The organism is Thioclava dalianensis, assembly GCF_000715505.1.
GTDB classification, from domain to species: domain Bacteria; phylum Pseudomonadota; class Alphaproteobacteria; order Rhodobacterales; family Rhodobacteraceae; genus Thioclava; species Thioclava dalianensis.
On sequence record NZ_JHEH01000003.1, the window covers coordinates 96,969 to 118,977 of the forward strand.

The window sequence follows — 22,009 nt, forward strand, 5'->3', positions numbered from 1 at the left end:
GGGTCAAGCCACCCGGGCTGCAGGCCGCCGCCCGGCCGCCCAGTCGCGCGCCGCATCACCAAAGGCTTCGAAGAGCGGACGCGAGACCGGATCTTCAGCCGCCCGCCATTCGGGATGCCACTGCACCGACAGCGTAAAGCCTGGCGCATCGCGTACCCGCAGCGCCTCGGCTGTGCCATCGGGCGCGTAGCCCTCGACGACGATCCGAGGTCCGGGCTCGCGGATGCCCTGCCCGTGCAGCGAGTTTGTCTCGACCTCCTCGGCGCCATAAAGCTGGGCAAAATGGCCGCCGGGGGTGAAGCGCACGATATGGCGGTTGGTGAAGCTGTGCGCGAGATCGCCGTCGCGCGGCATCCGGTGGTTCTGCCGCCCCGGAAGCTCGCGGATTTCGGGATCGAGCGTGCCGCCCATCGCGACATTCACTTCCTGGAAGCCACGACAGATGCCGAAGAAAGGCTGGCCGGTCTCGACGCAGCGGCGCACCAGCCCCAAGGCGATCGCATCGCGCGCCCGGTCAAACTCGCCATGCTTTTCGGTGACCTCGTGCCCATATTCCTCGGGATGCACATTCGCGCGTCCGCCTGTGAGCAGAAACCCGTCGCAGATCTCGCATAGCTCCTCGATCGAGAGAAGCTCCGGGTCGGCGGGCACCACAAGCGGGATACAGCCGGAAACTTGGCTAATCGCTTCCGAGTTGAGCTGGCCACCCCCGTGGATGGGATAGCGGTCGCCCACAATGCTGAGATTGCCGATTATGCCGATAACGGGTCTGGTCATGAAACGTCCTTTCCTTGCGACCAAGGTAGGGAGGAGCTCGGCTCGAGAAAAGACGAAAAATGCGCAGACACCTGTGCGCGAGGGCAAATTGGTGCATGAATGCGCGCAGACGCCCGCGTTTTACGCGACCAGATCATGGCGCAGGATCGCGGCCTCAGAGGGTTTGAGGGCGCGGCGCGCATAGGCCCCGTAGCTCAGCGGATTGGACTCGACCTCGGGCACCACGGCGCGCAGACCGTCGCGCTGATCGGGCGCGATTGCCGACAGAACGGTCGAGGCCGGATGGAAGCTTTCGCTTTCCAGCCCGTTGGCCCAAAGCACCTCATGGCGGTCCAGAAGCAGGTGAATGTAATGCAGCTCGGCCATGCCCGCCTCGATGCGGACCGAGCTGCCATTGACCAGATCGCAAGCCCGCACAAGCACCTCGTCCTCGGCAAAAAGCGCGCGCGCCGGGGCACCGCGCAGCAGCATCCGGTGCTGCGGCGAGACCAGAAGATCAGCATCGGGGCGATCATGCCCCAGCGCATGGCCGGAAATACGCACCGGGCGCAGATGCGGCATCGCATGCAGGCGCGCCCCGGAAATCCGGCGCTGCCCGATCCAGCGGATCGCCTGCGGACCGTTATCGCAAGTCGCGACCTGATCGCCGGGGCGCAGCGCTTCGACCGGGCGCTTGCCCTGCGGCGTGTCGATCAGCGTTCCGGGCGTGAAACAGATCACCCCTGCCGGACCTTTGCGCGCGGATTTCGGGCGCAGATCAAGCGCGCGGTCCACGACCCAAAGATCGGTGTCGTTTTGCGGAATATGGCCCGAGAACATCAACAGCCGCGCGCCGCTTTCGGGCAGCTCGACCAGCGTGACGACGTAAACCTTATAACCATCGGTCACGGTGAAGCTCTGATTGGGGCTGTCCTCAAGCCCCAACTCGACGCTTGGGCGCGGAGCCCCCAGCGCATCGCCCAGCAATCTGCGGACGGCCTTGGCCGCACGCGCCCGACGCGCTGCCTCTCCCTTGGCACCCTGCAAAATCAGCATGTCGTTCGGGCCATCGACCCGAATGGCCTCGCCGGTCCAACGCCAGCATGCCCCAACTGTCACGATCTCAGGTGCGGGTGCCGGTGTTCCGTCGATTTCCGTTTGCGCCCAAGAGATTACGAACGTGCCTTGATAGCCCGTTTTCATCACTGCCTTACCTCACTGCCGGGGGCCTTTTACGTGACCCCTCTTGCCCCTTATAAGACGTGCTTAGCATATCATTTGACGTATGGGAATCCCCGAGTGACCTTCAGGTCACGCTTCGCGCGGCGCGCGTGTCAAATTTGCAGGGCCCCGCTGTCACCGAAACTTGCGCGTCCGTGAGCGGCGGGCCCCGTTGCGTGCGCTTATATTCGTGTAAGATAGCGAGAAAGGGCCGAGATGCGGCCCCAGCACAGCATGCCGTCGAGCCCCAGCCCGGAGCGGCCTCGCACAGATAGGGAGATCACTGATGCGCCTAACGATCCTGAGCCTTGCCACAGCCGTCTTGGCCCTTGGCACCCTGCCCGCGCTTGCCGGACAGGACGTGGTGACGCCCGATGCCCCTTCGGCTGCGCAAAACGGCAATGACCCGGCCTTCTTCATGCCCGCCGATCCGCATCTGAGCCTGCTCGACCAGTCGCGGCTGGCAGCCTATGTGCCCCCCAAAACGCCGCTCGACAATCTTGGCTTTCGCAAGGTGGCCTCGCTTGAGAACACCTTGCTGCACCCGTTCGACAAGACAACCAAGGCGCGCCTGATCAAGGAAAGCCTCACGGGCGCGATCTAAAGCGACAGGGGTGCGAGCGGGTCATTCCCGCTCGCTTATCCATCAGCCGACAAAGGCTTTCTCGACCACGTAATGGCCGGGATTTGCGTTCGAGCCCTCGTCAAGCCCGCGCGCCTCAAGCAAGGCCGCCATATCCTTGTTGAGACCGACCGAGCCACAGATCATCACGCGATCTTCTTCCGGGGTCAGATCCGGCAGGCCCAGCACCTGAGCCAGTTTGCCCTCAGAGATCCAATCGGTGATCCGTCCCTGATGGGGGCTCTCTTCCTGCGTGGTGGTGGTGATCACGCGCAGCCCTGCCGCCGCCTGCTCTCCGACCAGCGGATCGAGCGCAAGATCGGTCACCAGATCCTGCCCATAGGCCAGATCCGCGCGCTGGCGGCAGGTATGGGTGAGGATCACCTCGTTATATTTCTCCCAAGTCTCGGGATCGCGCAGCAGGCTCGCAAAGGGCGCGATGCCGGTGCCGGTGGCCACCATATAGAGCCGCTTACCCGGCAGCAGCGCGTCGTGCACAAGCGTGCCCACGGGCTTGGGGCGCAAGATCACATGATCGCCAGTGCGGATATGCTGAAGCCGCGAGGTGAGCGGGCCGTCCTGCACCTTGATCGAGTAAAACTCCAGCTCTTCATCCCAAGAGGGCGAGGCGATGGAATAGGCGCGCAGGATCGGTTTGCCATTGTCGCCCACAAGCCCGATCATCACGAACTCGCCCGAACGGAAGCGCAGGCTACGCGGCCGCTTGAGCCGGAACGAAAACAGCCGGTCCGTCCAATGGGTGATCGAGGTTACCTCGGCGGCATCGGGATGCGCGGAGGTCGCCACGCGGTCATGCGTGACCGCATCGAAACTCATGTCATTCATCGAAACTATCCTCAGGCGTTGAGCAACCGGGCGCGGTAGCCGGTCTCGAAGGGGACGGCGCGCCATTGCGCCTCGGGCTGGCGCTCGGCCATCTCGTCGGGCAGCGCAATATCGTCAAAGCCACAGCGGATCAGGGCGCGGAACTGATCGACCAGCAGCGGCCCGCAGGCGCGCAGATGGCCACGATAACCCTGACGGCGCAGCAAGGCGCCAATGGAGAACTCGCGCCCATCGCCAAATCCGCCCACTGTGATTTCGACCAGCGGGGCCGAGCTGAGCTGTTCGGCCAAAGCGCCCGGATCAGCGGTCGGTCCCAGCGCCAGCGCGGCGCCAGGGCGGTAGTCCTCAGGCGCGAGCCGCTCGAGATCGGCGAATTGATCGGCAACGAAGCCGTCTTTAGAGACGATCTGGGTCATGCAGCCCCCCGGATGATGCGCCCGTCAGGGCCAAAGTGAATGCCGCATTCCTCGCGCGTCTCGTTGGCCCAACGGCCCGCACGCGGATCTTCGCTGCTCGCAGGGCGGGTGCAGGGCGCGCAGCCGATCGAAGGATAGCCCTTCGAGACGAGCGGGTGGCGCGGCAGGTTATGCGCGTCGAGATGATCGACCAGCGCCTGCGCGGACCAGCTTGCGAGCGGATTGACCCGCACGCGACCGGCATAGTCGGTCTCGAAAACCGGCATCGCCGCACGTGCACCGGTCTGGAACCGCTTGCGCCCGGTGATCGAGCCGTCAAATTCCGCAAGCGCTTTTTCCAGCGGCTCGACCTTGCGCAGCTGGCAGCAGGCGGAGGTATCGCGCAGATGCAAATCTTCGGGCACATCCGAGATCGGCGTCAGCAGGCGCACATCGCGCAGCCCCAGATGGGCAGAGAGATCGCGCTGATAGTCCAGCGTCTCGGCAAAGAGCATCTGTGTCTCGAGCATCAGCACCGGCACATCGCGGTCGATCTCGGAGAGCAGGTGCAACAGCACCGCCGAATCCGCCCCAAAGGACGAGACCACGGCAATCCGCCCCGGCATCGCATTGAGCGCGGCGCGCAGGATCTCGCTCGCATCGCTTTCGGCAAAGCGCGCATTCAGGCGCTCGACACTGGCTTCAACGGCCAGCTTGCTCCTTGTATCGAACTGGGTTTCACGCAGCGGCTGCATCACGTTCTCCATACAAAGCGGCCTTGAACGGGGCGAGGCTGACACGGCGATAGGTGTGCAGGAAGCTCTCATGCTTGTCTTCCCGCGCTTCGAGATAGGCGTGGATGAGGCGCCCGACGGCCGGAACCACCTCGTCATAGGCAAAGCCCGGACCCGTGCGGTCGCCCACGGCTGCATCTTCGGTGCCGTCGCCGCCAAGGGTGAGCTGGTAGTTTTCCACCCCTGCCCGGTCGAGACCCAGAATGCCGATATGACCGACATGGTGGTGCCCGCAGGCATTGATGCAGCCCGAGATCTTGATCTTGAGCGGCCCGATGTCGTGCTGTGCGTCGATATCGGCGAACATCTCGGAGATCTGCTGCGCCACCGGGATCGACCGCGCCGTTGCCAGCGCGCAGTAATCGAGCCCCGGGCAGGCAATGATATCCGAAACCAGCCCGACATTGGCCGTGGCCAGCCCCGCCGCGCGCAGCGCTTCATAGACCTTGGCCAGATCGTTGCGATGCACATGCGGCAAGATCACGTTCTGCTCATGGCTGATGCGCAGCTCGTCATAGCCGTAAATTTCGGCCAGATCTGCCAGCACCCGCATCTGATCGGCGGTGACATCGCCCGGCGTGCCGCCAATCGGCTTGGTCGAGACCGTGACGATGGCGTGGTCGGCGCGCTTATGGGCCGAGAGGTTGGTGTCGAGGAAGGCCTGAAACGCAGGGCTCGGCGCGAAGGGGGCCACCGGATCGTCGCGGAACTCCGGGTCGACAAAGCTCTGCTCGATCTGCGCGATCACGTCGGGGTTCACATCGCCCAACAGGCGCGCGCCGGTCGCGAACTCGGCCTCGATACGTTCGCGCAACTCATCAAGCCCCGTCTCGTGGACGAGGATCTTGATGCGCGCCTTGTACTTGTTGTCGCGCCGACCGCTGAGATTGTAGACCCGCAGGATCGCTTCGAGATAGGCCAGCAGATCGCGCTTAGGCAGCCATTCGCGCACCACTTTGCCGATCATCGGCGTGCGGCCCAAACCGCCCCCGATCACGACCTCATAGCCGATCTCGCCATCGCGAGACTTCACGCGCAGCCCGATATCGTGGAAACGGATCACGGCGCGGTCTTGCTCAAGCGCGGTCACGGCCACTTTGAACTTGCGCGGCAGATAGGCAAATTCCGGGTGATCGGTCGACCACTGACGCACCAGCTCGGCGGTGATGCGCGGATCTTCCGCCTCGCCGGGAGCAGCGCCTGCGAAATGGTCCGCCGTCACGTTGCGGATGCAATTGCCCGAGGTCTGGATCGCATGCATGCCAACTTCGGAGAGCGCGTCGAGCATGTCGGGCACATCGGTCAGGCGCGGCCAGTTGAACTGGATGTTCTGGCGGGTGGTGAAATGGCCATAGCCCCGATCCCAACGCTCCGAGATCTCGGCCAGTTTGCGCATCTGCGCCGAGCGCAGCGTGCCATAGGGAATGGCCACGCGCAGCATATAGGCGTGAAGTTGCAGATAGAGCCCGTTCATCAGGCGCAGCGGCTTGAATTCATCTTCGGTGAGCGATCCGTCAAGGCGGCGCGCGACCTGACCGCGGAACTCGTCGACGCGGGCCCGCAGGAAATCACGGTCAAATTCGGTGTAGCTATACATCAGATATGCTCCTCATGCGGAGGGTTCGTCTTGTGGCCGTTCACGCGGTAGATCTCGCGGAAATGGGTCGGGCGCGGACCCTGCGGCTCAATGGCAACTTCGGCGAGATAGAGCCCCACGGCGCGATGCGCCTCGGCGCCCGCCTGTGCCTGAGCAAGCAGCGCCTCGGCCTCTTCTGCGGTCTCGGCGGCGCGCGCGCGGGTGATGTCGCGCACCCAGTCCGAGCCGTCGAACCAGATCGTGTCGCCTTCGATCAGATGGTTCGCGCTGACCACCTGCGGAGTAAATTTGCGGGCCATCAGAGCGCCTCCTGCCATTGGTTTGCTTGCTGGGCGGCGGCGCGCGGGGCGAGCCCCAGCAGCAGCACAGCCGGCCCGGCGACATCGCTCAGCGAGCGCTCAAGCGTGACCAGATCGCTCGCAATGATGCGCTGATCGGCACGCGAGGCGTTCTCGACGATGCTCACGGGGGTGTCGGGCGCTGCCCCATGCATCATCAACCGACCGGTGACGAAACGCGCGGCTTTCTTGCCCATATAGATCGCGGCCACCGCACCGGGGCGGGCCAGCTCGCGCCAGTCCTGCTCGGCAAAGCCCTTGGTGTCATGGCCGGTGATGATACGCAGGCCGGAATTGCGACCGCGCCGGGTAAAGCTGAGCCCAAGCCCCGCCACAGCCGCCGAGGCCGCCGTGATCCCGGGGGTGACGTCATACGCGACACCTGCCGCATCCAACGCCTCAACCTCTTCATCGAGACGGCCGAACACGCCCGGATCGCCGGATTTCAGACGCACGACGCGGTTGTTGCGCCCCTCCTCGACCAGCAGTACGTTGATGTCTTCTTGCTTCCACGAGGGGCCAAAGCCGGTCTTGCCGACCTCAATCAGCCGCGCCTCGCGCCGGGCCAGTTCAAGGATCTCCGGCGACACGAGACGGTCATAAACCACCACATCGGCCTCATGAAGCATCTTGCGCGCGCGCAGCGTCAGAAGCTCGGGATCGCCCGGGCCTGCGCCCACGAAATGCACGTGACCGGGTTGCGCCTCTTGCGATTTTGCCTGCTCCAGCAGCACCTCTGCATCCTCTCCGCCAAAGAAGAAACGGGTCCAGAAGTCGCGCCGGGCACGGCCTTTGGGCAGCGCCTCGGCGGCGGGACGCAGCGCTTTCGCCCGACGGGCCAACGCGCCGAGACCAACGGGCAGACGCGCCTCGATGCCCGCTTTGATCGCGCGGGCGAGCACGGGGGCCGTGCCCTCGGTCCCAATCGCCACGGTCACCGGGTCGCGGTCCACAATCGCGGGGGTGATGAAATCGGAGGCGTCAAGATTGTCGACCACAAGTGCGGGCACACGGGCCTCGCGCGCCAGCGCCTGCACACCCAGATCGCGCTCGGGATCGTCATAGGCGGCATAGACCAAGATCGCACCGCCGAGATCGGCCAGCACCAGATCCCGCAGATGCAGCTCCACCCGGCCCTGCGCGGCCCAGTCGCGCACCTGATCCTCGGCATCGGCGTCGAACACGACGATCCGCGCTTCAGTCTTCAAAAGCAGCCGCAGCTTGGCCACGGCGCATTCGCCAGCGCCCGCGACAACGATGGTCTTGTCGACCGTGTCGAGAAAAATCGGGAAATGACGCATGGCTCTACTCCTGTTCGCTTCTGCAGAAAATGAAGGTTTTCCCAGATGAAACAATGCCACACTTGCATCTTTGGAATTTGTTTCGTCTAACTGGCCAGGATCTGAGTTTTGTTCAAATTTAGCCCCGAAAGGCAGAAGGACTGACATGGACGAGGACGACCGCCGCATCCTGACCGAGCTGCAACGTGATGCGACCCTCTCGCTGGAGAGAATCGCGACCCGCGTTGCGCTGGCCAAAACCACCGTCTGGAACCGCGTCCAGAAGCTCACGCAGAACGGTACAATCCTGCGTCAGGCCGCGATCCTCGACCCGCGCAAAGTGGGGCTGAGCGAAACGTTTTTCGTCTCCATCCGCACCGGCCAGCATGAGAGCGACTGGCTGGAGCGCTTCAAGGCCGTGATCGAGGATATGCCCGAGATCACCGAGGCCCACAGGCTCGCGGGAACGCTCGATTACCTGCTCAAGGTACAGGTCGCCTCGACGCAGGATTTTGATCGGTTCTACAAGGACTTGGTCTCGCGCATCCCGATCCATGACGTGTCCTCGAGCCTGTCGATGGAGCAGATGAAACACTCGCTCGAACTGCCGCTCTCAAAGGGGCGTCCGACGCCGCCCGCGTGACCCTCGGCTTGACCTTCGCAAGGGACGGGTAGAGGTTGCGGCAAAGCCATAAAAGGAGCCTCGCAATGTCGAAAGATCTCGATCCGAAATCCCTGCAAAAACTGGCACAAGTCGCCGTGCGCGTGGGCCTCAACCTGCAACCCGGCCAAGATCTCGTGTTGACCGCGCCTGTCAGCGCGCTGCCGCTGGTGCGCGAGATTGCCGCCGAAGCCTATAAGGCAGGCGCGGGTCTCGTCACACCGATCTTGGGCGATGAAGAGATCACGCTTGCCCGCTACCGCCACGCCAATGACGCCAGCTTCGACCGCGCGCCCGGCTGGCTTTATGAAGGCATGGCAAAGGCTTACGAGGGAAATGCTGCGCGGATGGCGATTGTCGGCGATGACCCGATGATGCTGGCAGATCAAGACCCCGAGAAAGCCGCACGGGCTGGCAAGGCCAATTCCATCGCCTACAAACCCGCGCTCGAGAAGATCTCGAATTTCGCGATCAACTGGTCAATCGTGAGCTATCCGAGCGTCGCTTGGGCCACGCGGATGTTCCCCGATCTGCCCGAGGACGAAGCCGTGGAGAAGCTCGCCAATGCCATCTTTGCCGCCTCGCGCGTCGATCAGCCCGACCCGGTCGCGGCATGGGAGGCCCATAATGCCGAGCTGCGCAAGCGCACGCAATGGCTCAACGCAGAGCGGTTCTCGGCGCTGCATTTCACCAGCCCCGGCACCGATCTGACGGTAGGTCTGGCCGATGATCACGAATGGCAGGGCGGAGCCTCGCCCGCGCAGAACGGCGTCGTGTGCAACCCAAACATCCCGACCGAAGAGGTCTTTACCACGCCCCATGCCGCGCGCGTCGATGGCACTGTGCGGGCAACCAAGCCGCTGTCGCATCAGGGCTCGCTGATCGAGAATATCGAGATGCGGTTCGAGGGCGGGCGCGCCGTTGAGGCCACCGCCACACGCGGTCAAGAGGTCCTGCAAAAGCTCATCGCCACCGATGAGGGCGCCTGCCGTCTGGGCGAGGTCGCCTTGGTCCCGCATGGCTCGCCGATCTCGAAATCGGGACTATTGTTCTTCAACACGCTCTATGACGAAAACGCCGCGTGCCACATCGCGATGGGCCAGTGCTATTCGAAATGTTTCGTCGACGGGGCGGATTTGAGCTCCGAGCAAGTCGCTGAAAAAGGCGGCAATTCCAGCCTGATCCATGTCGACTGGATGATCGGCGGGCCCGATACGGATATCGACGGTATTCGCGCCGATGGCAGCCGTGTTGCGATCTTCCGCAAGGGCGAGTGGGCGGCGTAACCCGGCCCGCCGCAGAGTGATCCGCCCCCGCTGATCCATGCAGGGGGGGCGGCTTTTTTACACCCGCTCTCGGCCCGCCCCTGCTCTCTTGCCGCCGCGTCCCGCCCTATGCGATGCTCGGCGCGGGAGAGCGGGTCGCGGGGAGGTCTGGATGCGCAGCTATGGGATAATCGGGGCGGCCTTGGCGCTGCTGATTGCGCAAGCAGCCGTGGCGCAGCCGCCGCTGCCGCGCGCACCCGTTGACGCGGATTACACATCCATCGATCCGCGCGCGGCCAAGCTGGGCCAGCTGCTGTTCTACGATCCCGTCCTGTCGGGAAATCGCAACATTTCCTGCGCGAGCTGCCATCACCCCCGCTTTGCAACCACCGATGGTCTCAGTCTTGGGTTGGGCGAAGGCGGTGTCGGGCTCGGGCCGCAGCGCCATGTCACGGGCACCAACCGCCCCGAGCAGCGCATCCCGCGCAACGCGACCGCGCTCTTCAATCTCGGCGCGCAGGAATTTACCACGCTGTTTCATGACGGCCGAATTCAGGCCGATCCGACCCGCCCCAGCGGCATTCGCACGCCGATGGATGAGGAAATGGTGAGCGGGTTTTCGGGGGTGCTGTCGGCTCAGACGATGTTCCCCGTGCTCTCGCCCGATAAAATGGCGGGGCATTACAACGAGAACGAGGTGTCGCGGGCGGTGCGCTCGGGGCGGATCACCGGGCCGGGCGGGGCTTGGGATCTGATCGCGCAGCGGGTCTCTGCGATCCCCGCCTATGCCGAGGGGTTCAAAGCGCTCGATCCCAAGATCGCCGCGGGTGCGCCCATCGGGTTCACCGATATCTCCGATGCAATCGCAGCCTTTGTCGCCTTCGAATGGCGCTCTGACAGCAGCCCGTTTGACGCGGTGCTGCGCGGTGAGACCCAGCTGCAGGGGCGCGCGGCGGCGGGGGCTGCGCTGTTTTACGGCGATGCGGGCTGTGCCACCTGCCATTCCGGGCCGTTCCAGACCGATCACGCCTTTCACGCGATGGCCGCGCCGCAGATCGGACCGGGTAAGGCCGAGCGGTTCGAGCGCCATTCCCGCGATGACGGGCGGATGCGGGTGACCGGACAGGCGCAGGACCGCTTTGCCTTTCGCACGCCCTCCTTGCGCAATGTCGCGCGCACCGGACCTTGGGGCCATGCCGGGGCGCATCTCGATCTGGGCCAGTTCATCGCCGATCACGCAGCGCGCGGCGATGCGTTGGCGCGCTACCAGCGCCGCGCGCTTCTGCCCGATCTCCCGGGCACGAAACCCGATTGGGCGGTGCTTGACACGCCCGCCGAAATATCCGCGATTGCGCAAGCCGCAAGTCCGGGCCGCGCGCTCTCTGACGCGGACGTCACGGATCTTCTGGCTTTTCTCGACACGCTCACCGATCCCGCAGCGCTCGCGGGGCGGCTGAAGATCCCCGAACAGGTGCCCTCCGGCTTGCCGATAGATCGCTAAAGCGGCGCACGGTGGACCGGAGTCACGGCATCGATCCGCGCGGGCTGCCAGTCCGTGCGCACGCCATCGGGCCAGATCACCCGCAGCTCTGCCCCGGTGGCCGCCCCCAGCCCGAAATGCAGCGCCACCGCACTGCCCCCGGCGTGACCGCCGCCGATTGTGACTTCCTGCGCCTGCACCCGGCCCTGCGCGCGCAGCTCGACCCAAGCGCCCACCGCATGCGTATTGGCCCCGGGCTGGCGCAATTCAACCGCTGTCCAATGGCCCGGTTCCGGCGTCACATTGCGCCACAGCTCCATCGGCGCGCGGCGATTCACCACCGCCAGATCCAGCAAACCATCGGCGTTGAGATCGACCAATGCGGCCCCGCGCCCGCGTGCCATGCTCGCGATGCCCGCCGAGGCGGCGGCTTCGGTGAAATGGCCATCCGCGCCCTGCATCAGCAGGGAATTGGGATCATGCATCGCCATCGAAGGCATCTGATCGACATTGCCCTTGGAGAGAAACAGGTCGGCCAGACCGTCATTGTCGACATCGCCAAATTCCGCATGCCAGCCCGTCGAGGGGCGGCCATCATCGCCGATATGGGGCCGATGCGCGGTCGCGCCCACGGCATAGGGCGCCTCCTCGAAACCGGTGCCGCGATTGAATTGCAGCACCTGATCGCCCATCGAGGTCATCATCACCTCGGGCAAGCCGTCGCCGGTGATATCGCGCGAGGCAATCCCCATCCCCCACAGCGAGACCTTCTTCCAATCGGTGCGTTCACGCAGCGGCGAGAGGCGGAACATCTGCTCATAGCCGCCCGTCACGTAGTAATGGCGATCATTGGACAGGCGCAGTTCGGGCACGCCGCTGCGCTGCCAGTCGCTGATCAAAGCCGAAAGCGTGCACCAGCCGGGCGAAATCTGCTCGACCGGCCCGAACGCCCGCCCCTCGGGGCGGATCACCTCGCTCGTATCGCAGGCCTCGAACGGCCCGTCAGGATCACGGCGATCGACGTAATTGCCCATGACAACCGTCGGCCAGTCCTGCCCCGGCTCCCAGATCGCGGTGAAGGCTGTGGTCCATGCATCGCGCAGCGGCAAGTGCCAGCGTTCGGTTGCTTCCTCAAAGCGGCAGCCCCCCAAGCCCCGAAGCATCACATTCGGCCCAACCCGCAGCACCGCGAGATCGAGCAGCCCGTCGCCATCCACATCCAGCGGAAATGCCCCGGTCACACCTTTCAGCGGGGCAAGCGCACCCGCTTCGAACTGCAGGCGACCGCCCGGGCGCGAGCGGTTAATGAACAGCGCCGCCGGATCGCTGCCACCTGCGGCAAACAGCTCGGGCAGGCCGTCCTCGTTGCAATCGAAAGCCGCGACCCCGCCGCCCACGAAATGCTCCCAACCGCCGGAATAGAGATGCGGCGCAGGCAGCCCCGCCGCGTCATCGACAAACAGAGGCCCGGCCTGCGCCACCCCCGGCAGCAGCGCCAGACAAGCAGCCAGCCGCTTCATGACAAAGCCCCTTCCCGCGCTCCGGGCTCGCGCGGCGCCGCCTCGCGGCCATTCCCGAGCATCTGCGCGGTCAGCTCTTGCAGCGCCAGCGCCGCCGCGCCATGCGCCCAGATCATGTCGCCCCAGGCGTGGATCTCCAGCGCGGGCGGCGCGCGCCCGGTCTCCAGCATCATCGTCTTCATCTCGGCCTGCGTCTCCCCGGCATAGAGATAATCATAGCGCATCCGCTCGCCCGAGAGGATGATCAGTTGCGGATCGAAGAGATTGGCGACATTGGCCAGCGCCAGCGCCAGATAGCGCCCTGCCCTGCGAAAGATCGAATGCGCGGCCGGGTTGCCCTGCTTGGCCTGCTCATAAAGGCTTTCAAGCAGAACACCGACCGAGCGCGTTTCCGGATCGGGCAGGTTCAGCGCCGTGCGTGCCTCGCGCACCAGCGCGTAATCGGCAAGATAAGCCTCAAGGCAGCCGCGCTGGCCGCAACGGCACAAAGCGCCATCCAGTTGCACCTTGGTATGGCCCAGCTCCATCCCCAAGCCCCGCGCGCCGCGGTAAAGCTGGTGGTTCATCACGAAGCCCATACCCACGCCGTGCTCAATCGTGACTACAGCGAAATCCGACAGAGAGCGGCCCGCGCCGAACCACAGCTCGGCCAGCGTTACGAGATTTGCGTCATTGTCGATCTGCACCGGACGGCCCAGCCGCTCGGCCAACAGCGACGCCAGATCGACGCCGCGCACATCGAGCACCGGCGACCAATGCACGACGCCGGTATCGCCGTCGATGAAGCCCGGTGTGCCCAGCCCGACGCCGCTGAGCTGATCGGGCGTGATCCCCCCTTCGGCGCAGACCCGCTGCATCAGGGTCTCGCCCGCATCGAGCGTTGCCTTGACCGACAGGGGCCGGGGGTCGCGGGCGACGGTCGCACTCGCCAGACGGCGGCCCGCAAGATCGATGACGACCGCCGTGTGCTCGCGATCCGATAGTTTGAGCCCCATCACGTAATAGCCGCCGGGCCGGACCCGCAGCGCGACCGCCGGACGCCCCCGGCCCCAGCCGCCCTCGCGCGGGGTCTGAACCTCTTCGAGCAGCCCCGCCTCGATCAGCTCCGAGGTCAGCGTCGTCACCGAGGCCGGGCTTACGCGCAGATCGCGCGCCACCTGCACCCGCGGCACCTGACCGAGCCCCCTAACATGCTCAAAAATCTGCTGTTTCAGCGGCCGCTGCGCGGTGGTGACCGGGGGCATGAGAGGCCCGCAGCCCGAGTTTTCTTCGCCAGTCTGCATCCTGCGGCGCGCCTTTTCATTTAGTTCATCCACAAAACAAAAAACCTAAATATGGCGCCTATATTTGACGACAATGCCGCAACGCAGCGTGAAAAGGGCGAGAAAAATTACTTTATCCAATCTGCAGCGCCATTATTACTTTGACAACTAAATTTAGTCGAGACAAGTTGAGGTGAGGTCGGCGAGTCTGCCGATTTCTTGCGCTGGGAGAGCGCATCGAGGGAGGAAACCAATGTTCAAGATTTTGATGGCCGCCACGGCCATAACTGCGGGCATGGCCGCAACCGCTTACGCACAGACTGTCGGCGTATCCTGGTCCAACTTTCAGGAAGAGCGCTGGAAAACCGATGAGGCCGCGATCAAATCGGCGCTTGATGCCGCAGGCGTGGATTACGTCTCCGCCGATGCGCAATCATCCTCGTCCAAGCAGCTCTCGGATGTCGAGTCGCTGATGGCGCAGGGCGTCGATGCGCTGATCATTCTCGCGCAGGACACCCAAGCGATCATTCCCGCCGTTCAGGCGGCCGCGAATGAGGGCGTGCCGGTCATCGCCTATGATCGCCTGATCGAGGATGATCGCGCCTTCTACCTGACCTTCGACAATGTCGAGGTTGGCCGGATGCAGGCCCGCGCGGTGCTCGCAGCCCAGCCCAAGGGCAATTACGTGATGATCAAGGGCTCGCCCACCGATCCGAACGCAGATTTCCTGCGCGGCGGCCAGCAGGAAGTCCTGCAGCCCTCCATCGACTCGGGCGACATCACCATCGTCGGCGAGGCCTATACCGATGGCTGGCTGCCCGCGAATGCGCAGCGCAACATGGAGCAGATCCTGACGGCCAATGACAATAAGGTCGATGCGGTCGTGGCCTCCAATGACGGCACCGCAGGTGGCGCTGTGGCCGCACTTGCCGCCCAAGGGATGGATGGCATCCCGGTCTCGGGTCAGGATGGCGATCATGCCGCACTGAACCGGATCGCGCGCGGCACGCAGACCGTCTCGGTCTGGAAAGATGCACGTGAGCTGGGCAAGCGCGCAGGCGAGATCGCCGTGCAACTGGCAGGCGGCACCAAGATGGCCGATATCGAGGGCGCGCAGGAATGGACCTCGCCTGCGGGCACCAAGATGACAGCGCAGTTCCTGCAGCCGGTGCCGGTGACCGCAGACAATCTCGACGTCGTGGTCGATGCTGGCTGGATCGGGAAAGACGAGTTGTGCCAGGGCGTCACCGACGGCCCCGCGCCCTGTAACTGATCGCGCACACCGCTCGCTCAGGGAAACGGCCCCCGCGCTGAGATACGCGCGGGGGCCACACCCACCCTACCCCTAATCCCGAGGTCACAATGGCCACTGACAGTGCCTCCGACGGGCCCGCCGCCCGCAAGACGATCCTCAAAACGCTCGAATTCGACACCCGCCTTCTGGGCATGATCGGCGCCTTCGTGGTCGTCTGTCTGGTGTTCAACGTGCTGACCGATGGGCGTTTTCTGACGCCGCGCAACATCTTTAACCTGACGATCCAGACCGTGAGCGTGGCGATCATGGCCACCGGCATGGTCTTTGTCATCGTCACCCGCCATATCGACCTGAGCGTGGGCTCGCTGCTGGCGACCTGCTCGGCGATGATGGCGATCACACAGACCCAGTTTTTGCCCGCTCTCGGGCTCGATTTTGGCAATCCGCTGATCGCCCCCATCGCGATTATTGTAGGGCTTGCGACAGGCGCGCTGATCGGCGCGTTGCATGGCTGGTTGATCGGCTATCTCTCGATCCCGGCCTTCATCGTCACATTGGGCGGCTTGCTCGTGTGGCGCAACGTGGCGTGGTATCTCACCAGCGGCCAGACCATCGGACCGCTCGACGACACGTTCCAGTTGCTGGGCGGGATCGGCGGCACGGTGGGCACGACCGGAAGCTGGATCATTGGCCTGCTGGCCGTGGCCGCCGCCTTCATCGCAATCGTTCAGGCCCGCCGCGCCAAGATCCGCCATGAATTCCCGGTCAAGCCGCTTTGGGCCGAGGGCGCGCTGATGGCGGTGTCGGCGGCGCTGATCTTTGGTTTTGTCGCCACGCTCAACGCCTATGAGATCCCCGTGCGGGTGCTCCGTCGCAGCTTCGAGGCACGCGGCGAGACCATGCCACAGGGCTTTACCGAGGCCTATGGCGTGCCCTTCTCGGTGCTGCTGCTGATCGCGGTCGCGGTCGTGATGACACTGGTCGCGCGCCGCACCCGGCTGGGCCGCTACATCTTTGCAACCGGCGGCAACCCGGATGCGGCCGAGCTGTCGGGCATCAACACGCGGCTGCTGACGGTCAAGGTCTTTACCCTGATGGGGGTGCTCTGCGCGCTGGCCGCGCTTGTGGCCTCGGCCCGGCTGTCCTTTCACTCCAACGATATCGGCACGCTCGATGAGCTGCGCGTGATCGCTGCCGCCGTGATCGGTGGCACGGCGCTCGCAGGCGGCATCGGCACGATCTATGGCGCGATCCTTGGCGCGCTGATCATGCAATCGCTGCAATCGGGCATGGCGATGGTGGGCGTGGACGCTCCGTTTCAGAACATCGTCGTGGGCTCGGTGCTCGTGATCGCGGTGCTGGTCGATATCATCTACCGCAAGCGGACGGGAGAACTCTGATGGCTGCAAGAACCGACACCCCCCTTGTCGAGATGCGTGACGTCTCGGTGGCCTTTGGCGGCGTGAAGGCTGTCGATCATGTGAGCATTGATCTCTATCCCGGCGAGGTCGTGGGCCTTTTGGGCCATAACGGCGCGGGCAAATCGACTTTGATCAAATGTCTCTCAGGCGCCAACAAAATGGATACCGGCGAGATCTTGATCAATGGCGAGAAGGTCGAGATCCACAATCCCCGCGATGCACGGCGCTACAATATCGAGACGATCTACCAGACGCTGGCGCTGGCCGACAATCTCGATGCCGCCTCGAACCTGTTTCTGGGGCGCGAGCTGATCACCGCGACCGGGCTGATGGACGATTCCCGGATGGAGGCCGAGACCCGCAAGGTCATGGGCCGCCTCAACGCGAATTTCAAAAAGTTCAAATCCCCGGTCAAGGCGCTCTCGGGCGGCCAGCGGCAATCCGTGGCCATCGCCCGTGCGGTCTATTTCGACGCACGCATCCTGATCATGGACGAGCCCACCGCAGCGCTCGGGCCTGAAGAGACCCGGATGGTCGCAGAGCTGATCGAAGAGCTGAAGGCGCAGGGCATCGGCATCTTCCTCATTGAGCATGACATCCACAGCGTGATGGACCTGTGCGACCGCGCCTCGGTGATGAAGAACGGCAAGTTGGTGGGCACGGTCAATGTCGCGGATGTCACCGATGAGGACATTCTGGGCATGATCATCTTGGGCAAGACACCCGCCCCCGCCAGTTGAGCATCGCCCGATAAAGCTTTGATTTCCAACGGCGCGCGACGGCGTTCAACCGCGCGCGCCCCCGTCCCCAATCCAGAGAATGACCATGACCGATTTCTTCGCAGACATCCCGAAACTCGCCTTCGAGGGCCCCGAGACCGACAATGACTTCGCCTATCGCCATTACAACCCAGATGAGGTCGTGGCGGGCAAGCGGATGGAGGATCATCTGCGCTTTGCCGTGGCCTATTGGCACAGCTTTGCATGGGAAGGTGCCGATCCGTTCGGCGGGCGCACCTTTGAGCGCCCGTGGTTTGGCGAGGGCATGGATCTGGCAAAGCACAAGGCCGATGTCGCCTTCGAGATGTTCGACCGGCTGGGCGTGCCGTTCTTCTGTTTTCACGATGCCGATGTGCGCCCCGAAGGCGCGGATTTCGCTGAGACCACGCGCAATCTCGAAGAGATCGTGGAGTATTTCGCAGCCAAGATGGAGCAGACCGGCACAAAGCTTCTCTGGGGCACGGCCAATCTGTTCTCCCATCGCCGCTTCATGGCAGGCGCTGCGACCAATCCCGACCCGGAGGTCTTTGCGTGGTCCGCAGCCACGGTGAAAACCTGCATGGATGCCACCCATAAACTTGGCGGCGAGAATTACGTGCTCTGGGGTGGGCGCGAGGGCTACGAGACGCTCCTCAACACCGATCTGACGCGCGAGGCCGAACAGGCCGGGGCGTTTCTGCAGATGGTGGTCGATTACAAGCACAAGATCGGCTTCAAGGGCACGATCCTGATCGAGCCAAAACCGCAAGAGCCGACCAAGCATCAATATGACTACGATGTCGGCACGATCTACGGCTTCTTGCAGCGCTTCGGGCTAGAGGGCGAGGTGAAGCTCAATATCGAGCAGGGCCACGCGATCCTTGCGGGCCACAGCTTTGAGCATGAGCTGGCGCTGGCAGGCTCGCTGGGGCTTCTGGGCTCCATCGACATGAACCGCAACGATTACCAATCGGGCTGGGATACCGATCAGTTCCCCGACAGCACGCCCGAGGTTGCGCGTGCCTATTACGAGGTGATCAAGGCCGGTGGCTTCACCACGGGCGGCACGAATTTCGATGCCCGTCTGCGCCGCCAATCGCTTGATCCGCAAGACCTGATCTTGGCCCATGCGGGCGCGATGGATGTCTGTGCGCGCGGCTTCAAGGCCGCGGCCAAGCTCTTTGAAGAGGGTAAGCTGGAGGCGGCGCGTGCTGCGCGCTATGCGGGCTGGGAAGATCCGGCCAATGCCGCGATGCTGCGCTCCGATCTGGCCAGTATCGAGGCCCGTGTGCGCGACCAGAACGTCAATCCGCAGCCCCGCTCGGGACAGCAGGAACGGCTCGAAAACCTCTGGAATCGCTACGTTTAATGCGCGCGCGTTCCGGCCCGGATCGGGTCGGAACGCGGCCCCGCACTCACGGGCTCAACCGTCGCGTTTGCGGAAAATCGCCTCATGTCCCAGTTTTTCCAGCAGCTCCCGCGTGGCTTCGGTACCGAAATGCGGGCGGTGCTTGAGGTTGGGCAGGCGGTTGGAAATCTCGGCGCGCAGGTCTTCGGGCAAAAGCGAGAGGCTTGCGGCGCTCACCATCAGGCTCTCGACCGGAATGCCTTCGGCATAGACGATCTCGTGCCGCTCAAAAATCAGCGCGTAATAATCGACAAATCCACCCTCGCGCTGCCAGACATTTTCCTCATCGATCAGATGCTTGGCCTGCACGAGGATCTCCGAGGTCTCGCCCAGTTTCTGCGCCCCGCGACGATAGAGAAACACCCGGTGATGGGGCGAGACGATGAGATCGCTTTGATTGCCCAACACGCCTGCAGAAATCACCACCGGCGCAAAGGAGCCCACCGCACGCATCCGCGCACGGGCCACAAGCTGGACCGGCTGCGGACCACGATCGCGGGTCAACACCCGGTCGCCGGGCTTGAGTTGCTCAATCGGGATCTGGGCGCCGCCTGCCAGCGTGATCATCGTGCCGGTCGTGAAGGCGACGCAGACCATATCGGCCAGCCGCGCCTCGCCCGGATCGGCAGAGGCCGCGAGCAATGTGTAATCCAGCCGCGGCGCGATCGGCGAGAGCGGCAGCGCGAAAAGCGTGGCGCTCGGCTCATGGCGGATGATCAGGATGTCGACGCTATCCCCATCGGGCGCCATCATAAGATGCCGCGCCAGAAGCGTGATCGCATCGCCGGGCGCGCCGATCTCGGAGCCCGCAGCGACAATCTGACCGCCCGCGCTGTCCCAGCCCACGGCGAGGCGCAGCGCCACAGCCTCGCGGTCCAGCTGATAGACATCCCCCGGCTCGCAATTCTCGGCCAGATCGAGAGCATCGCCCTGATTGGCCCCAGAGGTGACCCAGATATCGCGGGCGTCAAATACGTGAACGCTTTGGCTGGGGTCTTGCAAGGAGGGCCTCCGTCGGAGCGCAAAATAGGCGCAACACAGCGACCTAACCGCCGCATAGCATAAAGGTCAAGATCTTGTGGGTAAGTGCGACACCGTTGCAAGCCGCCCACGACATGCTAGGTCTGCATCAAGGCAGCATCTGGCTGCGAGCGATCAGGGAGGAACGCAATGGATTTGGGCATCAAAGGCAAGCGCGCGGTGGTCTGCGCCAGCTCCAAGGGCTTGGGACGCGGCTGCGCGGAGGCATTGGCCGAGGCAGGCGTCGATCTGGTCTTGAACGCGCGCGGCGCCGAGACGTTGGAGGCCACGGCCAAGCATATCGCCGACACCTACGGCGTGAAGGTGACCACGGTGGCCGCCGACATCACCACCGAGGCGGGGCGCGCGGAGGTTCTCAAGGCAGCGGGCGCGGTCGATATTCTCGTGAACAATGCAGGCGGCCCGCCTCCCGGCCATTGGTCGGATTGGGACCGAGAGGATTTCATCAAGGCACTCGATGCCAATATGCTCGCGCCGATCGCGATGATGCAGGCGCTGATGCCCGGCATGATCGAGCGCGGCTGGGGCCGGATCGTCAACATCACCTCACAATCGGTGCGCGCCCCCATCGCGCAGCTCGGGCTGTCGAACTCGGCGCGCGCGGGCCTGACCGGCTTTGTCGCAGGCACCTCGCGGCAGGTGGCCCCAAAGGGCGTGCTGATCAACAACCTTCTGCCCGGCATGCATGACACCGACCGGATGGTCGCGCTCGACAAGGCGGCATCGGAGAGCTCGGGCATCAGCGTTGAGGAGGCCAGCAAGCAGCGCCGCGGCAATATCCCGGTCGGTCATTATGGCGATCCGGGCGATTTCGGCGCTATGTGCGCGTTCCTCTGCTCGGAAAAGGCGCGTTTCATCGTGGGCCAGAACATCATGCTCGATGGCGGTCAGAACAACATCACGATCTGAACCACGCAGGCCCCGCCCCTTGCGCGCTTGCGTGCGGGGGGCGGCACTGCTATCCCGACCAAAACCCGAGTAAATTGGTCGAGTTGCTATGTCTCCTGCCCCCGTCCCGCCCCGTCTTGAGGTGCGCCACCTGACCCGGCGCTTTGCGGCGCAAGCGGTGGTCGATGACATTTCCTTTGAGATCCCCGCCGGTCAGGTGACCTGCCTGCTGGGCCCCTCGGGCTGCGGCAAATCCACGACGCTGCGGATGATCGCAGGGGTCGATGTGCAAGATGCGGGCGAAATCCATGTCGATGGCACGCTGATCTGCGGTCCCGGCCTGACCGTGCCGCCCGAGCAACGCGCCATCGGCCTGATGTTTCAGGATTTCGCGCTGTTTCCGCACCTGACGGTGGCCGAGAACGTGGCCTTCGGGCTTAGCGGCACGGCGCGCGAAAAGAACGCCCGCGTGGCGGAGCTTTTGGAGCGCGTCCATCTGAGCCGCCATCGCGGCAGCTACCCGCATGCGCTGTCGGGCGGCGAGCAGCAGCGCGTGGCGCTGGCCCGTGCGCTTGCCCCGCGCCCCCGGATCTTGCTGATGGACGAGCCGTTCTCGGGTCTCGATGAGCGACTGCGCGACGATATTCGCGACGAGACGCTGGCGCTGCTGAAGGAGGAAGGCACTGCCGTTTTGCTCGTCACCCACGAGCCGCATGAGGCGATGCGGATGGCCGATGAGATCTTGCTGATGCGCGCGGGCTCTATCGTCCAGCGCGGCGCGCCCTATAACCTTTATAATGCGCCAGTGGACCGCCGCGCGGCGGCATTCTTCTCGGATCTCAACGTGATCGAGAGCACGGTTGAGGGGGCGTTGGCCTCTACGCCCTTTGGCGAGTTTCTCGCGCCGGGTCATGCGGATGGCACGCGGATCGACATCGTGATCCGACCCCAGCATCTCAAGATCGATTTCGACCGTGCAGGTCGTGGCCCCAACCCGACCCAGGAAGAGGGCACGCCCGCACGCGGGATCGTCACCCGCGCGCGCTATCTGGGCCGCGAAAGTCTGGTCGAGTTCCGGCTTGAGACCGGTCAGGTGCTCAAGGCCTCGGTCCCAAATGTCTTTTTGCCCAAGGCGGGCACGCCGATGTGGCTGATGATCCGCCGGGACCGCTGTTTCGTCTTTCCCGCGCAGGGCTGAGCG

At 64.3% G+C, this 22,009-nt stretch carries 21 protein-coding genes; 10 read left to right on the forward strand and 11 right to left on the reverse strand.

The window, feature by feature from the left end:
- Positions 1–3: 3 nt before the first annotated feature.
- Positions 4–777 carry a gamma-glutamyl-gamma-aminobutyrate hydrolase family protein gene (locus DL1_RS03455; RefSeq protein ID WP_038062507.1) on the reverse strand — a complete coding sequence of 258 codons (774 nt, stop codon included), beginning with the start codon at positions 775–777 and terminating at the stop codon, positions 4–6.
- Between the two features lie 120 nt (positions 778–897).
- Positions 898–1,959 carry a Hint domain-containing protein gene (locus DL1_RS03460; protein WP_177195332.1) on the reverse strand — a complete coding sequence of 354 codons (1,062 nt, stop codon included), beginning with the start codon at positions 1,957–1,959 and terminating at the stop codon, positions 898–900.
- Between the two features lie 304 nt (positions 1,960–2,263).
- On the opposite strand from DL1_RS03460, the gene DL1_RS03465 reads away from it, so the two are divergent.
- On the forward strand, positions 2,264–2,581 hold the full coding sequence (locus tag DL1_RS03465) for a hypothetical protein (RefSeq protein ID WP_038062512.1): 318 nt from the start codon (positions 2,264–2,266) through the stop codon (positions 2,579–2,581).
- Between the two features lie 42 nt (positions 2,582–2,623).
- On the opposite strand, the gene DL1_RS03470 is transcribed toward DL1_RS03465, so the two are convergent.
- Genes DL1_RS03470 through cysG form a run of 6 tightly spaced genes read right to left on the reverse strand, consistent with a single transcriptional unit; the run spans position 2,624 to position 7,870 of the window.
- Positions 2,624–3,445, reverse strand: a complete 822-nt coding sequence (locus DL1_RS03470) for a ferredoxin--NADP reductase (protein WP_051693288.1) — start codon at positions 3,443–3,445, stop codon at positions 2,624–2,626.
- 11 nt (positions 3,446–3,456) lie between these two features.
- Positions 3,457–3,861, reverse strand: a complete 405-nt coding sequence (locus DL1_RS03475; protein WP_038062514.1) for a DUF934 domain-containing protein — start codon at positions 3,859–3,861, stop codon at positions 3,457–3,459.
- Positions 3,858–4,595 (reverse strand): phosphoadenylyl-sulfate reductase, encoded by a 738-nt coding sequence (locus tag DL1_RS03480; protein WP_051693289.1) that lies wholly within the window; start codon positions 4,593–4,595, stop codon positions 3,858–3,860. The genes DL1_RS03475 and DL1_RS03480 overlap by 4 nt, the downstream gene beginning before the upstream one ends.
- Positions 4,579–6,231: a nitrite/sulfite reductase gene (locus DL1_RS03485; protein WP_038062517.1), complete on the reverse strand. Its 1,653-nt coding sequence runs from the start codon at positions 6,229–6,231 to the stop codon at positions 4,579–4,581. The genes DL1_RS03480 and DL1_RS03485 overlap by 17 nt, the downstream gene beginning before the upstream one ends.
- Entirely contained in the window at positions 6,231–6,530 is a 300-nt protein-coding gene (locus DL1_RS03490; RefSeq protein WP_038062518.1) for a DUF2849 domain-containing protein, read from the reverse strand. The genes DL1_RS03485 and DL1_RS03490 overlap by 1 nt, the downstream gene beginning before the upstream one ends.
- Entirely contained in the window at positions 6,530–7,870 is a 1,341-nt protein-coding gene (gene cysG / locus DL1_RS03495; protein ID WP_038062521.1) for a siroheme synthase CysG, read from the reverse strand. Before cysG ends, DL1_RS03490 begins: the two co-directional genes overlap by 1 nt.
- Positions 7,871–8,015: 145 nt before the next feature.
- On the opposite strand from cysG, the gene DL1_RS03500 reads away from it, so the two are divergent.
- The 3 genes from DL1_RS03500 to DL1_RS03510 all read left to right on the forward strand — a co-directional run bounded on the left by DL1_RS03500 (position 8,016) and on the right by DL1_RS03510 (position 11,276).
- Positions 8,016–8,492, forward strand: coding sequence for an Lrp/AsnC family transcriptional regulator (locus DL1_RS03500; protein ID WP_038062523.1), 477 nt, complete (start codon positions 8,016–8,018; stop codon positions 8,490–8,492).
- 65 nt (positions 8,493–8,557) lie between these two features.
- Complete coding sequence (locus DL1_RS03505) at positions 8,558–9,796, forward strand: aminopeptidase (protein ID WP_038062524.1); 1,239 nt, start codon at positions 8,558–8,560, stop codon at positions 9,794–9,796.
- Between the two features lie 151 nt (positions 9,797–9,947).
- Positions 9,948–11,276, forward strand: coding sequence for a cytochrome-c peroxidase (locus DL1_RS03510; protein ID WP_038062526.1), 1,329 nt, complete (start codon positions 9,948–9,950; stop codon positions 11,274–11,276).
- On the opposite strand, the gene DL1_RS03515 is transcribed toward DL1_RS03510, so the two are convergent.
- On the reverse strand, positions 11,273–12,775 hold the full coding sequence (locus DL1_RS03515) for a CRTAC1 family protein (protein ID WP_038062531.1): 1,503 nt from the start codon (positions 12,773–12,775) through the stop codon (positions 11,273–11,275). The genes DL1_RS03510 and DL1_RS03515 overlap by 4 nt on opposite strands.
- Positions 12,772–14,019 carry an ROK family transcriptional regulator gene (locus DL1_RS03520; protein WP_248642581.1) on the reverse strand — a complete coding sequence of 416 codons (1,248 nt, stop codon included), beginning with the start codon at positions 14,017–14,019 and terminating at the stop codon, positions 12,772–12,774. Before DL1_RS03520 ends, DL1_RS03515 begins: the two co-directional genes overlap by 4 nt.
- Before the next feature lie 271 nt (positions 14,020–14,290).
- Here DL1_RS03520 and xylF point away from each other — a divergent pair, with 271 nt between their 5' ends.
- From xylF to xylA, 4 genes are all read left to right on the forward strand, one after another.
- Positions 14,291–15,310 (forward strand): D-xylose ABC transporter substrate-binding protein, encoded by a 1,020-nt coding sequence (xylF, locus tag DL1_RS03525; RefSeq protein ID WP_143081676.1) that lies wholly within the window; start codon positions 14,291–14,293, stop codon positions 15,308–15,310.
- Between the two features lie 89 nt (positions 15,311–15,399).
- Positions 15,400–16,692, forward strand: a complete 1,293-nt coding sequence (locus tag DL1_RS03530; RefSeq protein ID WP_038062536.1) for a sugar ABC transporter permease — start codon at positions 15,400–15,402, stop codon at positions 16,690–16,692.
- Complete coding sequence (locus DL1_RS03535; RefSeq protein WP_038062539.1) at positions 16,692–17,453, forward strand: ATP-binding cassette domain-containing protein; 762 nt, start codon at positions 16,692–16,694, stop codon at positions 17,451–17,453. Before DL1_RS03530 ends, DL1_RS03535 begins: the two co-directional genes overlap by 1 nt.
- An 85-nt stretch (positions 17,454–17,538) precedes the next feature.
- Positions 17,539–18,840, forward strand: a complete 1,302-nt coding sequence (xylA, locus tag DL1_RS03540; RefSeq protein WP_038062542.1) for a xylose isomerase — start codon at positions 17,539–17,541, stop codon at positions 18,838–18,840.
- Positions 18,841–18,894: 54 nt separating this feature from the next.
- Here xylA and DL1_RS03545 read toward each other — a convergent pair whose 3' ends face one another.
- Positions 18,895–19,881 (reverse strand): Hint domain-containing protein, encoded by a 987-nt coding sequence (locus DL1_RS03545; RefSeq protein WP_038062545.1) that lies wholly within the window; start codon positions 19,879–19,881, stop codon positions 18,895–18,897.
- Positions 19,882–20,049: 168 nt separating this feature from the next.
- On the opposite strand from DL1_RS03545, the gene DL1_RS03550 reads away from it, so the two are divergent.
- Positions 20,050–20,829 carry an SDR family oxidoreductase gene (locus tag DL1_RS03550; protein ID WP_038062548.1) on the forward strand — a complete coding sequence of 260 codons (780 nt, stop codon included), beginning with the start codon at positions 20,050–20,052 and terminating at the stop codon, positions 20,827–20,829.
- Between the two features lie 88 nt (positions 20,830–20,917).
- Positions 20,918–22,006 (forward strand): ABC transporter ATP-binding protein, encoded by a 1,089-nt coding sequence (locus tag DL1_RS03555; protein ID WP_038062551.1) that lies wholly within the window; start codon positions 20,918–20,920, stop codon positions 22,004–22,006.
- The last annotated feature ends 3 nt before the right edge of the window (positions 22,007–22,009 follow it).

Excerpts from the sequence above, each read along its gene's own strand:
- DL1_RS03515 (WP_038062531.1), bottom strand. The coding sequence starts at position 12,775 with ATGAAGCGGCTGGCTGCTTGTCTGGCGCTGCTGCCGGGGGTGGCGCAG.
- xylF (WP_143081676.1), top strand. The coding sequence starts at position 14,291 with ATGTTCAAGATTTTGATGGCCGCCACGGCCATAACTGCGGGCATGGCC.
- DL1_RS03530 (WP_038062536.1), top strand. The coding sequence starts at position 15,400 with ATGGCCACTGACAGTGCCTCCGACGGGCCCGCCGCCCGCAAGACGATC.
- DL1_RS03535 (WP_038062539.1), top strand. The coding sequence starts at position 16,692 with ATGGCTGCAAGAACCGACACCCCCCTTGTCGAGATGCGTGACGTCTCG.
- DL1_RS03455 (WP_038062507.1), bottom strand. The coding sequence starts at position 777 with ATGACCAGACCCGTTATCGGCATAATCGGCAATCTCAGCATTGTGGGC.
- DL1_RS03520 (WP_248642581.1), bottom strand. The coding sequence starts at position 14,019 with ATGCCCCCGGTCACCACCGCGCAGCGGCCGCTGAAACAGCAGATTTTT.
- xylA (WP_038062542.1), top strand. The coding sequence starts at position 17,539 with ATGACCGATTTCTTCGCAGACATCCCGAAACTCGCCTTCGAGGGCCCC.
- cysG (WP_038062521.1), bottom strand. The coding sequence starts at position 7,870 with ATGCGTCATTTCCCGATTTTTCTCGACACGGTCGACAAGACCATCGTT.
- DL1_RS03550 (WP_038062548.1), top strand. The coding sequence starts at position 20,050 with ATGGATTTGGGCATCAAAGGCAAGCGCGCGGTGGTCTGCGCCAGCTCC.
- DL1_RS03480 (WP_051693289.1), bottom strand. The coding sequence starts at position 4,595 with ATGCAGCCGCTGCGTGAAACCCAGTTCGATACAAGGAGCAAGCTGGCC.
- DL1_RS03485 (WP_038062517.1), bottom strand. The coding sequence starts at position 6,231 with ATGTATAGCTACACCGAATTTGACCGTGATTTCCTGCGGGCCCGCGTC.
- DL1_RS03505 (WP_038062524.1), top strand. The coding sequence starts at position 8,558 with ATGTCGAAAGATCTCGATCCGAAATCCCTGCAAAAACTGGCACAAGTC.
- DL1_RS03555 (WP_038062551.1), top strand. The coding sequence starts at position 20,918 with ATGTCTCCTGCCCCCGTCCCGCCCCGTCTTGAGGTGCGCCACCTGACC.
- DL1_RS03475 (WP_038062514.1), bottom strand. The coding sequence starts at position 3,861 with ATGACCCAGATCGTCTCTAAAGACGGCTTCGTTGCCGATCAATTCGCC.
- DL1_RS03510 (WP_038062526.1), top strand. The coding sequence starts at position 9,948 with ATGCGCAGCTATGGGATAATCGGGGCGGCCTTGGCGCTGCTGATTGCG.
- DL1_RS03465 (WP_038062512.1), top strand. The coding sequence starts at position 2,264 with ATGCGCCTAACGATCCTGAGCCTTGCCACAGCCGTCTTGGCCCTTGGC.
- DL1_RS03500 (WP_038062523.1), top strand. The coding sequence starts at position 8,016 with ATGGACGAGGACGACCGCCGCATCCTGACCGAGCTGCAACGTGATGCG.
- DL1_RS03470 (WP_051693288.1), bottom strand. The coding sequence starts at position 3,445 with ATGAATGACATGAGTTTCGATGCGGTCACGCATGACCGCGTGGCGACC.
- DL1_RS03490 (WP_038062518.1), bottom strand. The coding sequence starts at position 6,530 with ATGGCCCGCAAATTTACTCCGCAGGTGGTCAGCGCGAACCATCTGATC.
- DL1_RS03460 (WP_177195332.1), bottom strand. The coding sequence starts at position 1,959 with ATGAAAACGGGCTATCAAGGCACGTTCGTAATCTCTTGGGCGCAAACG.